15 protein-coding genes are annotated in these 12,720 nt (G+C 39.8%); 4 read left to right on the forward strand and 11 right to left on the reverse strand.

What is annotated here, in order from left to right; translation table 11 throughout:
* Positions 1 to 107 precede the first annotated feature (107 nt).
* From ACKU41_RS15600 to ACKU41_RS15630, 7 genes are all read right to left on the reverse strand, one after another.
* On the reverse strand, positions 108 to 263 hold the full coding sequence (locus ACKU41_RS15600) for a hypothetical protein (protein ID WP_321402096.1): 156 nt from the start codon (positions 261 to 263) through the stop codon (positions 108 to 110).
* The gene (locus ACKU41_RS15605; protein WP_407944433.1) at positions 221 to 508 is read right to left on the reverse strand and encodes a HAMP domain-containing protein; all 288 of its coding nucleotides are present in this window, start codon (positions 506 to 508) and stop codon (positions 221 to 223) included. Before ACKU41_RS15605 ends, ACKU41_RS15600 begins: the two co-directional genes overlap by 43 nt.
* A gap of 355 nt (positions 509 to 863) precedes the next feature.
* Positions 864 to 2,120, reverse strand: a complete 1,257-nt coding sequence (locus ACKU41_RS15610) for an HD domain-containing phosphohydrolase (RefSeq protein WP_321402098.1) — start codon at positions 2,118 to 2,120, stop codon at positions 864 to 866.
* A 447-nt stretch (positions 2,121 to 2,567) separates the two neighbouring features.
* Positions 2,568 to 2,855 carry a type II toxin-antitoxin system RelE/ParE family toxin gene (locus ACKU41_RS15615; RefSeq protein WP_394700620.1) on the reverse strand — a complete coding sequence of 96 codons (288 nt, stop codon included), beginning with the start codon at positions 2,853 to 2,855 and terminating at the stop codon, positions 2,568 to 2,570.
* Positions 2,856 to 3,086: a type II toxin-antitoxin system ParD family antitoxin gene (locus tag ACKU41_RS15620; protein ID WP_319778400.1), complete on the reverse strand. Its 231-nt coding sequence runs from the start codon at positions 3,084 to 3,086 to the stop codon at positions 2,856 to 2,858.
* Between the two features lie 270 nt (positions 3,087 to 3,356).
* Positions 3,357 to 3,794, reverse strand: coding sequence for a hypothetical protein (locus ACKU41_RS15625; RefSeq protein ID WP_319778402.1), 438 nt, complete (start codon positions 3,792 to 3,794; stop codon positions 3,357 to 3,359).
* 3 nt (positions 3,795 to 3,797) lie between these two features.
* Positions 3,798 to 4,226: a type II toxin-antitoxin system antitoxin SocA domain-containing protein gene (locus tag ACKU41_RS15630; protein ID WP_319778404.1), complete on the reverse strand. Its 429-nt coding sequence runs from the start codon at positions 4,224 to 4,226 to the stop codon at positions 3,798 to 3,800.
* Between the two features lie 44 nt (positions 4,227 to 4,270).
* Between ACKU41_RS15630 and ACKU41_RS15635 the strand changes: the two genes are divergently transcribed.
* Together ACKU41_RS15635 and ACKU41_RS15640 are read left to right on the forward strand one after the other, a co-directional pair.
* Entirely contained in the window at positions 4,271 to 5,368 is a 1,098-nt protein-coding gene (locus ACKU41_RS15635) for an RHS repeat-associated core domain-containing protein (protein WP_321402101.1), read from the forward strand.
* Positions 5,310 to 6,005, forward strand: coding sequence for a hypothetical protein (locus ACKU41_RS15640; RefSeq protein ID WP_321402103.1), 696 nt, complete (start codon positions 5,310 to 5,312; stop codon positions 6,003 to 6,005). Before ACKU41_RS15635 ends, ACKU41_RS15640 begins: the two co-directional genes overlap by 59 nt.
* Positions 6,006 to 6,513: 508 nt before the next feature.
* On the opposite strand, the gene ACKU41_RS15645 is transcribed toward ACKU41_RS15640, so the two are convergent.
* Entirely contained in the window at positions 6,514 to 6,813 is a 300-nt protein-coding gene (locus ACKU41_RS15645) for a type II toxin-antitoxin system RelE/ParE family toxin (RefSeq protein ID WP_321402105.1), read from the reverse strand.
* Positions 6,806 to 7,063: a type II toxin-antitoxin system ParD family antitoxin gene (locus ACKU41_RS15650; RefSeq protein WP_321402106.1), complete on the reverse strand. Its 258-nt coding sequence runs from the start codon at positions 7,061 to 7,063 to the stop codon at positions 6,806 to 6,808. Before ACKU41_RS15650 ends, ACKU41_RS15645 begins: the two co-directional genes overlap by 8 nt.
* Before the next feature lie 286 nt (positions 7,064 to 7,349).
* Between ACKU41_RS15650 and ACKU41_RS15655 the strand changes: the two genes are divergently transcribed.
* Together ACKU41_RS15655 and ACKU41_RS15660 are read left to right on the forward strand one after the other, a co-directional pair.
* A complete protein-coding gene (locus ACKU41_RS15655; RefSeq protein WP_321402109.1) occupies positions 7,350 to 7,547 on the forward strand; it encodes a hypothetical protein in 198 nt (65 codons plus the stop codon).
* 72 nt (positions 7,548 to 7,619) lie between these two features.
* A complete protein-coding gene (locus tag ACKU41_RS15660; RefSeq protein ID WP_321402110.1) occupies positions 7,620 to 8,543 on the forward strand; it encodes a hypothetical protein in 924 nt (307 codons plus the stop codon).
* 497 nt (positions 8,544 to 9,040) lie between these two features.
* On the opposite strand, the gene ACKU41_RS15665 is transcribed toward ACKU41_RS15660, so the two are convergent.
* Both ACKU41_RS15665 and ACKU41_RS15670 read right to left on the reverse strand, forming a co-directional pair.
* Positions 9,041 to 9,727, reverse strand: coding sequence for a hypothetical protein (locus ACKU41_RS15665; RefSeq protein ID WP_321402112.1), 687 nt, complete (start codon positions 9,725 to 9,727; stop codon positions 9,041 to 9,043).
* A 1-nt stretch (position 9,728) separates the two neighbouring features.
* Complete coding sequence (locus tag ACKU41_RS15670) at positions 9,729 to 12,563, reverse strand: N-6 DNA methylase (RefSeq protein ID WP_321402114.1); 2,835 nt, start codon at positions 12,561 to 12,563, stop codon at positions 9,729 to 9,731.
* Positions 12,564 to 12,720 lie beyond the last annotated feature (157 nt).

Below are 12,720 nucleotides of genomic sequence, written 5' to 3' on the forward strand. Positions count from 1 at the left end.
TCGGAGAAGGAGTTGAATGATAGTTATACCGGGGAAATCGTCCGTTTAATTTTTTTCGATATCCAAAAAATAAAAATATAGCAATTTGAACGGTTGAAAGGGTCGGCCTACGATTGGGCCAACCCTTTTTTTACATGTGGAATATGTTCTTCCGATGCGGCGGCAATGGCCTGAACCATTTCCGTAGTGGAATTGATCATATCTATAATTCCGCCGATGGCTAGTCCTGCTTCGCCAGCAAGCTCTGTGCTGCTTTCAACCACTTTGGATGTTTTTTCCATTCTGTTGATAGAGTTGGACGTGCCACCCTTTGACGCATAGCCTCCTCGGCTTTTCGAGTGGCTTCTTGTGCCTGAATAGCTTTATCTTCAGTTTCTTCTGTTTTGGCCGTTATTTCAGCTAGATTATTTCGCAGGGTCGCAGCCATGGAATTTAGGGCAGACTGAAGTTGAGCTGTTTCATCATTACCATTTGCAGCAAGATCTATGTCAAAATTTCCGTTTGTTATCTGAGTCGCTGCTTTTACACTTTCCTAAAGAGCTTTCGAGATGCGATTTGAAAGGAGAATAGCCAGCCCTGCTGCCGCAGTATGGAAAGCAAGGCAACTGCTATGTATATTCTGGTAGTATTTGAAATGGTTTTATCCATTTGAACGACATTATTTTTTGGGTCAACAATTTTTCAGCGGTGTTACAGGGGGGGGGGAACCTGTTTGGGTCACCAAAAGGTTTACCGGAATGGTATGCCCTTTTTTGGGAGTGATCATGGGGCTCGAAGGCGGTGTTGAGTACTCTTCTCTATAGCGAAGCCATATTGGCAACTTTGGTTCAATCAAAGATTGCATAGAAATAGAGATCGTTGGATCATTTAAGCAATTCTTGAATGGATAGTTGTTTTTTAGCTAATTCGCTGCATTTGGGAGCATCATTCTCGACCAGACTTACAATAGTGCTATCAAGCCTACTTTCATTTTTCATCTTTGTCAGTATGGATAACGATTGTTCCAGCGACATACCCTTACGATAGGGTCTGTCCTGTAGCAGGGCTTGAAAGACATCTGCGACCGCAATTATTCTCGCGGGCAGGGGAATTTTCCCTTTTTCAGGATGGAATGGATAGCCAGTTCCAATGTCGTTTTCGTGGTGGTAGGCTGCCCAGAGGGCTATCTCTTCAAGGCCGGTAACAGGGCGTAAAATTTCAAATGTCTCGTAGCTGTGTTGGTTGATTATTGCTCGTTCAGTGGGGCTTAACGGTCCTTTTTTTTCAAGGATATTGTCTGGAATATGTAATTTTCCTATGTCATGGAGATATGCTGCTATTTCAATTTTATCTACTACAATGTCGGGTAGGCCATATTTTATTGCAATATGTCGCGATAGATTTGCAACTCCATATGAGTGCTGGACAGTGAATGAACTCTTTTGGTCAATAATGTATGAAAAGATTTTTGCAAGTTGTTTTAAATCTGCCAATGATATAATTTTAGTGGATTCCAATGATCCCATTTCCCATGCAAACTTTTCTATATGTCTATCTTCAAGTGAAAGCCAAAAGGCTTCAGCCTGTGAAATATCTAAGAATGTTTTTACAAATTCAGGATTGAAATAGGTGTTAGACTTTTCTGCGATGCTTTTTTTGATAGTTTCAATGTGAAGAAGTATGTTCTTTTCGTAGTATGGAGCTGCTGTAATATCTATTCTGTCTGCAATAAAAATGAGATTGGCTACTCTTTTGTCGAAAATTGTGGTCTCTGCATGCTGTAGCTCTTCCCACGGAGTGTGATGATATAATATAGGAATGGCCATTTTTTTTAATGGTTCGAAATGTGATAACAAATCGTGTCCTATGCGGCAGTGTAGTCCGGATTGCTCCCAGTCAAAAAGGTTTGCCAAATAGGAGTGAACAGTATCAGAGGATACGCCGCAATCGTGAAGTAATCCAAGCTCATATATGAAAAAAAGATTTTCGTCGCTGAAATTCAAAGCTTTTGCCATTTGCAAAGCAATATAGCCAACCCGTTTGCCGTGATTGGTGTCATTCATGCCCACTAAACTGACGGCATTTTCTATTGCCAACACCATTTGGCGAAGATCCACTGAAATTGTCTCTGGATAATCCATAAGATTCTTCTTAGCTGATTTATAGGTTTGGTTTTAATAATTCTATCAAAAACACAATGTGGGGGGAAGTTAAAATAAAAGTGTTCTTGTGTTTGTCTAATTTAGGTAGAAGGGTACGAAAAAACAATAATATAGTTAGATTATGCCCAAGTCGTATTGTTTTGTGGGAAAAAATGACTTTGGATATTTATAATATGAGTAACCAGAGGTTCACCAAAATGTTGACACCCAAAAATAAAAGGACCAATCAGCGGTATGCTAACTGGTCCTTTTACTTGGATTTTATGATGTTCGGAGCAGGAGGATTTGAACCCCCGGCATCTTGCTCCCAAAGTCGTTTGCGAATGTTGCAACCGTTTAATTCATTGAATAATTTTTCGAATTGGGGACATTTTTTTGGGGATTTTTGGGAGGTTTTGGGGGTGAATGGTTCCCCGTGGAATTCAACTAAAGTTGTCGTTCCACATCCATGCTTTGATGCAAAATCCTGCTGATTATGACTGTGTTCTTAGCAATGTGATAAAAAATTAGATGTTTCCCTACCGGATATTTACGGTAGCCATTTCGGATATGATCGCAATTCACACCAAGTCTATAATTCTCTGCAAGCATATGGAAGGTCGAATCCATTTGGGTCAGATAGTCATTGCGCTGTGCGGTCCCCCATGTCTTTTGAGTGTATCGCGCAATGTTTTTCAAGTCAGCATAAGCTTTATTGGTTAACTTGAAATTCATCTAGCGATCCAATTCTTCCATAATGCTTTCAAGCGAGTAGTCGGAAAGACCGCTTTCCTCTCCTTCCCGTAGTGCCTGTCGCAGGGCTTTTAATTTGGTCTCTCTTTCTTCAAGGAGTCTCAGTCCTGCACGTATTGTCTCGCTTGCGGAATTGAAGCGACCGGATTTTACCTGATCGGTGATAAAAGTATCAAAATGTTCGCCGAGTGTTACGCTGGTATTTTTTTGCATGGTGGCCTCCCTTGTTTGGATATACTTATAAATAATATTTGTTGGTATTGTTGGCAAGGAGGAGAGTTTCTTCGGAAACATTGGGTCGATCTCGTATGAGGTCGGCCCTTTTCTTTTTGCCTGCGGCGGGTGGTGACGGGATTAAGTGCTAGTCCTTACTCTGATCATAAATTTTTTGAGTTCGTGGCTGTCGGGTTCCGACCATGAAAAAATGAAGAATTGAGTATTTGGTGACACGGGTGTGCCGAGGGCGGAGTGGGGTCTCCTGTGCTATGTGTGCTTTTTCTCGGAAGGGCAAACTTGGTGCTGAGGATCAAACCATAATATCTGAAAAATATTTCCTTTCAATATTCCCCAAAGTCGAGGTTTTCCACCGAACCTTAATCGATACAGAGCATCAACTTTTATTTTCAATGTGTTCAGTCTTGCTTGTGCTCGTGGAACTAATCGGCCAACAGGGACGGCATGATTATATTGTTGTTTTTCATGAAATATTTCGGCTATAGTCTGTTTTTCATATGCATGTAGTTTGTCTGCATACCTATTCAAATGTTTGGGTAAAGAAGTCCACGGAGATTCAGGTGCTTGGTCCATCAAGTTAAAGTGCCATGAAATATGGCTATCCAAAATTTGTTCTGGATTTTCTGAAAATTTAACCGTTTTGGACGGTGTGGGATTTTGGTTAATTTTAGCTGTTTTCTTCGCCATCTTCTAAAGACCACTATAGTATTCAGCCATAGCGCTTTGAGTAATTTCCGTATTACAAGAAGAACCATCAGGGCATCCTGCCCTTGCGTCGAGCCAAGGTTTTTCTAAGTGAGTCAAAGCTACTAACCATTGAGCACTTTTGTCTCCGTATGTTTTTAAAACGGAGTCTATAGTTTCTTTCTCGTCAGCGGATAGATTGGAAGAATTTCCATCTTCTATGAGATTTATCTTAAATTGTCCTCTGTGTTTAGCAAACAGAGAAGGCACAACAGGACCATTCGCCCAAGCTTGTATTGGTTCGGCGAAAAGCGGTGCTTCATCCCAAACTAATGACCAAGCTTGACTATAATATACAAGTTTTTGCAGTTTTATCGTGGTGAGTTCTTTTTTTTGCTCTAAAATATATGCTGCAACATCAAGACAATTTGCCATGACTTCCTCCTCCTTTATTTTCCTATTCATTAATTAGGCCTCGCATGTTGATAAGTCAATACGAATGCCTGTCCAATGGTCAACTCTGTAAGGTTATTCTGCCTGGTGGTCGGATCATTGAATACGTTTGTGATAAACGTGGTGTGCGCATTGCTAAGAAAATTAACGGTAAGATTGTTGAAAAGTATAAATGGAAAGATTTCAGCACACTTGAAGCAATTACTGACAGTAAGGGTAAGAATAAGTGGACCTTCAATCATGATGAAGAAGCAAGCCAGATCGTCGCGGTCTTTGAAGGGAAGACGTATTATTTAGCGAGGGATCAAGTCGGATCAGTTTTTATGGTTGCTGATGATCAAGGAAATGAGCTAAAGAAAATTATCTATGATTCGTTTGGAAATATATTAACAGATACATACAAACAATTTCATCTGCCGCTAGGTTTTGCCTCCGGACTTAATGATAAGGATACCGGGTTGGTTCATTTCGGTTTTCGGGAGTATGATCCTGAAGTAGGGCGTTTCACTGCCCAAGATCCGCTTGGGTATGGCGGTGGTGATGTAGATGTTTATGGGTATTGTCTGGATGATCCGATCAATTTTAATGATGCAATGGGATTGGAGGCTGGTGGAATTTGGGGAACAACTCCTAGAAGAGAAGATGTTAAAATTTATTATATATGGAAAGCGAATGAGGGAGCGTGTGATACTTGTGTAAAAAAGAATGGAGAAGTGTTTGAAACTCCGGCAACAGAACGACCTCATCCCAATTGTAAATGCCAGCAGATTGAATTTACTAGGTGGAAAGAGTGCTCTGAATGGAAGTTTATTAAAGAGCTTAAAACCTTAACTTACGAACTTGTTCGTGTTCATTTTTCTGATTTAACAGCAAATACCGGGCTCGCTACATGGCACAGGAAATATCTTGCTGAAGAAGGACGCACGGTGAAAAAAATTCGGGAAGTCGGCGATGGACCGGTGGAACAGTTGTCGGAAAAAGAAGAAACACGAATCGTAAGGAAAATGGAGGTGCGCACTGTACCTGCGTTTAGATTTACTGGGGGAGTAGATGCAGGAGATGGAGATGTGGGATCAACGACAAACCCATGGACTGGTGAAGGTGTCCCGATTCCTAAAAGGTAGTTTTTTATTGTGTTTGCTGTTTGTTCTAACTGATATTGCCTTTGGGGCTGAAGATTTAGATCGTAATGCTACCATGTTCTTAGGCCCACCGATGGGGCAGTCCCTTACCTTAAAAGGGCAAGATGGCAGTATTACTAGTCGTTTCTGTAGTTCTGTTTCTGATGGTGTCTTTTATATTGAGGAAAGAACAAGGTTGCCCGCTAGGAAGATACAGCTGAATGGTATTAATTTGTCCAAATATCCGGCAGATGTAATTAAGATTATGAAAGGAGAGAAGGATATCGTTAATAATTATACCTTGAGGGCTGATGGGCCGAGAATAGTTGGCAGAAGCCTTACATTCAAAGGCGAAGAGGGTGTTCTTGCTGATTTTGAAAAACAGCAATGGACCCAGAATGGAAAGTCAAATGGTGTAGAAGTCAGTATTGATTGTAAAATTGTAAAGTACAGCAAAAAAGTTATCTTGGGAAAGTTGAGAACATTGGTCCATGTCGAATCTGCATATATTGCTGATGGGGTTACGTACAAGGAGCTGGCTATTATTGCTTCCGGTTTATGGGTTATTTATCGTGAAGCATTGTCTCCCGGGGCACCTATTGTCTTGATTAATCTTGAAGAAGATTTGAACTTTAAATAAAATAGCTCAAAGCCAGTCTCCCCGGAGGCTGGCTTTTTATTATGGGGGCGTCTTGCTTTCCTGCCAAGTGTGCTGATGGTAATAATGTATTTGGGTAGAAAATGTAGCTTGAGTCTATATGTCTGAAAATATGTATTAAAATTGTGGTGTGGCCTACATCGATACTTAGGCAATCTCACCTCGTTTTGTTTCACATTTTTCAAAAAGTCCCCAATTGAGTCCCCAACAACGAAAAAGCCCTTACGTAAAGTATAACGTAAGGGCTTGAATTTACTGGTCGGAGCAGGAGGATTTGAACCCCCGGCATCTTGCTCCCAAAGAACGAAGTTTACACCATAGTCCTTGAAATAATTAAACTTTATTTTTATTGGTCAACATTTTTTCAGTGGTGTTATAGGGGTGTTGAACCTCTTTGGTTCACCAAAATGTTGACCTGAATTTGGGGTGCTGATTTTAAATTTCATGCACCCTTGATGATGCTGGTTTTCAAATTGTGATGTCGAATAAACTATTCTGTGGGCAAATTAGATTTAATGTCCATCCTCTGGTGCAGCACGCCGATGATATCAATATGAGTTTGGCTGATCAGGTAAAAGACAACATGCTTGTTTACTGAGATAGAATGATATCCGGGTTTAATTTCCGGTCTGCTTCGTCCAAGTTCAGGATTTGCGAGTAAACTTTTCAGTCGTGTTTCTATATCCATGAGATATGAATCCGCCTTGGCTTCACCCCATGTTTCGAAACTGTATTTCCATATGTCTTTCAGGTGCTCCTTGGCAGCAGGGGTAAAGCGGATTTTACGCATCGCTTTCGAGTTTTGCTTCTTTGATGATGTCCGGGATGGTGGAATCTGTGAAATTACCGCTTTTGGCCTGCTCTTCGCCTACAGCCAGCTTTTTTTGCATGGCTTCGATTTTCATCATATTTACAAGGTCTTCGTTGGTGATCATAAACCTTAAAGCTTCGCGGATAACTTCGCTGGCATTATTGTAATGTCCGGATTGGACTTTGCTTTTAACCTGCGCTTCCAGTTCGGGAGTAAGTGAAATGTGCATGGTTCCTCCTTTGTTGAGGTAAATATAAGGATGGATACAAGGATTGTCAAAGTTTGGAGGGTGTAGCTGGGGCCAGATTTATAGTGCTTGCTTTAATTTAATTAAAAATAATTAAGCCTTGACTGTGATATTTTAAGGAGTAAATTTTAGGGGCATTTGATGTGTCTGCCTTGATGTTAGTAAATCCAATCCTTGCTCAAGCTAGATGTTTTTAATGAGCTTGTCTTAGCCTTCTTTATTCTGAAGGCTATTTTTGGAATTAACTAATAAAAAATAGGTAATTATAATGATTGAAATAGACATATTGAGTGCAATACTGTCGGACCCTGATTTATTTAAGTTTACGGTTTCTGCAATCACTGTCAACAGGTTGATAAGCACTGTCGATAAATGGCTTGATATAAAAAAATATCGAGGTCGTTTTGAGGAGATGAAACTAAAACTTGAACATGGTCTACAGGACTTTGTGCCAGCATCAGCATAAAGTTGGAGGGAGAATATTTCTCCCTCCTCTAATAAATAATATGTTTACGCATACTGAATATGAGTTAATAAGATGGATAGTAAAAGTGAGATAGACTACTGGCAAACTAGGTATAATCTTCCACACATAGGGCATCTTTCTTTGGAGGCATTGGAAGCTCGTTTGGATGACCTTTTGATGAATTTTGGTCGTCAGATAAGAAATGGAAAGCCTGTTTTACTCTCTCCTCGTGGGGGAACTAGATTTACCCTATTGCTTGAACAAACTATGCAAGAGTTTAAAAGGCGTAAAGTAGTAATTGCTGGCTCAAAAATTTTTGATATTCCACATGTTGTTGATGAAAATTCAATCCTGTTAGATGAACAGCTTGAAGCTATATCTCAACAATATTCTGGTAGAATATTGGTCAAGTATGGAAAAAAAGAGCATGTTCAAGACATGCTCGATAGAGGTTCTTTCTTAGTTTCTCCAGCATCATATTATGATGATGAATCCTTAAATATTGCCGTGAAAGATAATGAATTGGAACGGAAAAATTTGGTTTCTTCTCATGGTGTAGAGATTAATGTTTTAAACGGGGATGGTTCAAAAGGGGAGTCTATACAGCCAATCGGACCAATTGAATATCGTTCAATAATTGAAACGAATTATTATGTCTGGTGTGGTAGCGACTTGTTACAAAGTCGTTTGTTCACTGATTTTGAATGTGATGCATGCTTGGTAGTTACTGAACCTAAGATTTTTATTGAGAAGATATTAGATGCAGTCCTTTCGGTTCGGTGCGGGTGGGCTGATGGTTATCAAATGATTTCATATTATGATCCCCTTGAGTATCCCAGTAAAGACGTAGATCCATTAGGCTATAAGCATTTTAGGTATTGGTATCAATCAGAACATCGTTTGATCTGGTTGCCGCCGGAGAACGTAGACAAATTGGAAAGGATATTTGTTGAGGTTGGTCCTCTTCATGATTTAGCTGAAATTGTTACGGTTTAGGCCCAATGATCATACAATTATGATTTGCGTGCTTTATTGATTATCAACCAAGATATTGTCCCTTCCAACATTTCTTAAACACCATTATTATAGTACCTTAATCACTTTCCTCCAACACTTTGGTCAACCAGAGGTTCACCAGAATGTTGACATCCAAAAAATAAAAGGACCAATCAGCTATACGCTAAATGGTCCTTTTACTTGGATTTTTAAGTGGTCGGAGCAGGAGGATTTGAACCCCCGGCATCTTGCTCCCAAAGCATGGTAAAATTGCTATAACAGTTGAAATAATTGAGCTTTATTTTGCTTGGTCAACATTTTTTCAGTGGTGTTATAGGGGTGTTGAACCTCTTTGGTTCACCAAAATGTTGACCGGAATAGTGGTCAATTTTTCTCACTGATTCTGGGGCTCGTGATTTTATGAAAACCGTATTTATCGTATTTGAAGAAATAGAAAAATAATGTGTGAACGAGTTCCTCGTATTGAGTTTCTTTGCCTAGTTTTCCTGCATATCTACCCATAAATGGTGTAAAGTAATAATTGAATCATTTGTTCTTAAGTGTTCAGATTTTATTCGAGCAGTCCTTTTGTCAACGTCGCTCTCAAGTTTTGACAACTTTTCATCAGCAGACCACGCAAGGTCACTGGAGGTTGTTGTTAATTCGTCAATGTATCCATTTATTGTATTATGAAAATGCAAAAAGCTGTCTCGCTGAACATAGCCAATCATCCCTGCTACGTTTTGATCAGCACCGTGAAGTCTCAATTTATATCGCTGAATACCACCGGAAGCTTTGTCCTCGCCTGTTACATACTCGCGTTTTCTAGACGATGAAGGAGCTGGAAGTCGTTTAGCTTCAAATGTGGTTATAACTTCATACTTTGAGTGATAAGTCCCGGCAGAAATGAGCTGTTTTGTTGGCTTTGCAGCCATATCAACTCGGCGTCGGGATGCTTGATGTTGCTCGTGATGAAAAAGAAAAGCCTCCTCACCAGCAGCTTCTGCATTCAGAAAAGTGCAGAACTGCTCATTCAACAACTCTTCAGCTTCAACAGTCTTATCTCTTTCTAAGTCATCCCGCCAAAGAGAAAGACTGCTGTACACAAAGTCTATTACCCGATTTATTAGGAGGTTTTTTAGATAGGAGGGAGGTTTACCTACTTTTGCATTCAACTCAATCATGCTAGTGGTCTCCGTCCAAAACATCACTTAAGACATCGTCTGCGTCCTTCAGTGCTGTTGAGCGTATCCAATAACGAAGACGGTCTGGCTTTATAAAGATGAGCATGTCTTCATCATATAGACGAATGATACGAGTTGTATAAAATGTTTCGCTATGCGACTTGAAAATTGCTGATTTTATTTTTTCAGACCAACCATCATCAATTAATTTCTTAGTGGCATTTCCTTCAAAAGAAAATGCTTGAAACAGGAGTCCGTTAGATGCTTCACTCCCACATACAGAGACTTTTGGAAAGACACTTCTTAGCACTCTCAGAAATGTTGCTTGGTAAGTATTCAGTGCGGTTTTATCTACACTAGAAGTTAATAATTTTGAAGTCTGTCCGCGGCGTACATATTCTGCAAGGTAGTCATTTATATCATGAATGATTTCTTCTTCCCACGGAGCCAAAGCCCATTCATTGTCTACTGGCCATGGTAGTCGGCAGATTTCACTCATAAGAGGAGCGGTGGCTTTACCTACAAGAATTTGAGAACCCAAAAGGAAACAGCTAGCTTTTAGTTTCCTTCGGTTAGAAATAAAAAAATTGCGGAATTGTTGCAACTGAGCAGAATGTTGCGGTTGTCCATAGATTCCAATAATTTTGTCTTTGTAAGCCAAAGCCCCTTCATCCCAATAAGCGCAAGGCAGATTTGCGTTCTCTTTGATTAAGACAAGTGGGCCACGAAATCTTTCTTCAGAATATGGTGTGTCGAACAACTTTGCCTTTACGGTACTAAGTAAACACGGATCAATTGCGTCTGATTTAAACGTTGTTGTTTCAAGTAATTGTTTTCCTGTAAGCCAACTTGCATGATGTTTGGCTTTTTTATCACCTGCAATATACCCTTCGCCTAATTTACAACCTATCCTAGCAACTTCATCTGATAGTGTTGGTAACTGACTTAATTTTTTGGCTAGATTAAGGGCTCGTCCTCCACCAAGCAAATTTGCTCTCCATATCCAATGAATGCTACGAGCATCGTCCAATGATACATAATGATGGTCATAATAATCAAGCTCAAAACTGATGCGTCCTTTTGCTGTCTGTGTTCTACGAAACGTCCAGTGCTTTATCCTGTGATCTTCATCGGGATTTTTTGAAGTAACTAATAAAGCGACAATCTTAGGATCTGCTCCTTCAAATAAACCTCTAATTGAAACAAAATCTAAAACGGTATCGATTTGGACCGATTCAAAAAGTTCTGCACGAAACTGTTGAGTTTTCTCGTTATAAAGCACACCAGCCGGTTGAATTAGGCAGGCTTTTCCTGACTTAGCTAAATATGACTGACAGCATCGTTTCAAAATGTAGTAAGCAATTTGTTTGTCTGGAATGGACTCCATGCTCTCTAACGATTGGCGCATGGCAGTGGTCATTTTAGATTTAAATGGAGGGTTGCCTATGATGACATCGAACCCTTTAGCACCTGACGTCTTTTGAATTGCTCGAGAAATCGCATGGGCGAAATCGCCTACGAATAAATTCTGCTCTATCATTGTATCAAAACGCAGATCATTCCATATGATTTCAGGTTGAAGGGCATCGCAAATAGCCAAAGCTAAACTAAAGGCTGTTAAATGCACTGCTTCTTCTTGGATTTCAATCCCAAAAATTGTATTTTTTAAAAGCTTCTTTAGTATTTGTGGCGTAGGTCTTTTCCAATTATTTTTAGAAAGCCAAGCATAAATGAGCCTTCGAAATGCAGCCACAAGGAAAACACCTGATCCACATGTTGGATCAAGAACAGTCTCATCGCCTTGAATATTTTTTAGAGGCAAAATCTGATCTAAAAGCAAATTGACAAGAAATGGTGGCGTAAACACAGCTCCATTGTCTTTGTCTGCAAAATATTGATATATGTGACTCAAAACTTCTACCGGGATGTGTTTGAAAGAATATATGTCCCAGAAGTAGAGTTGGCCCTTCGAGTCATAGTTTGCTTCAACGACTTCTGCCAGTTTGCGAAGTGTGCTCTCGTCAATTACCATTGCGTCTTGATCAAGAGTGAAGATGTCCCCATTGAATTTATTTTGTAATGCCAGAAACATCTTTCGAACACTATCAACGTTTGCAGATTTTAATACGTCTAAAAAGGATGTAGCGTTTTCGTGATATGTTGAAAACCAATTACGAAATGCAGAGGGGAAAACTCCCCTGTCTTCGAGGTATTTAATAAGAAGCGTTAAGAGTAAAAGGCGACGAGCTGCAGGATTTTTTGAACCTTCTAGTTTTCTATCCGCCATCTTAACTTTATCGATCAAGACTTTATGTGCAGCATTATCACGATCTATTAAATGAAGATTACGTTTGTCTTCCCAAAAGGTTCCATCCGCAAGCCGGTATGATGAATACTGGTCAAACTGACATTGATCTAATCCTGTTGCAATATCACCAATTATTTCGATTCGTTCAGCGGGAGAATATTTCCATTCATTTTTGTTCGTTACTGTTTTTCCAGCAGCACAGGAAAATATGTCAACGTGGTTGTTCCAGTCAACATACAGCAGGGGGGTTGCGCCACTCAGCCACAGTTCGTGATGCAAATCTTTAATCTGATCTTGCGAAAAAGTTTCATCTGCATTTACGACGACATATGCAGCAACTTGAGATGAACGACCATCAGAAAATCTTCTAAAGAAAATGTAGTCAATATTCGAGCACAAAAAATACGCTTGACGAATAGCTATTTGTTCGTCAAGCGGCAATAAAGTCGATGGTGAATTTGACACCTTTTCGAGCCCTGGAGGAGCTGTCTCTTGTGTTAAGTGAAGGTTTGCAAGATACTGGTTCATGGCTATTTTTGTAGGAGATTTAAAGGACTATGTCATCTTGTTTTTTCTGCCATAAGTTTATTTGGATTTTAGTTCATTGTTCTGGCAAACAAAAAACTTTTTTCGTAGGGTGTCCATATTTTAACATTATTCCCTCCAACCTGATCCACAGAATCAC

The sequence above is a fragment of the Maridesulfovibrio sp. genome (assembly GCF_963678865.1).
Taxonomy (GTDB): Bacteria; Desulfobacterota; Desulfovibrionia; order Desulfovibrionales; family Desulfovibrionaceae; genus Maridesulfovibrio.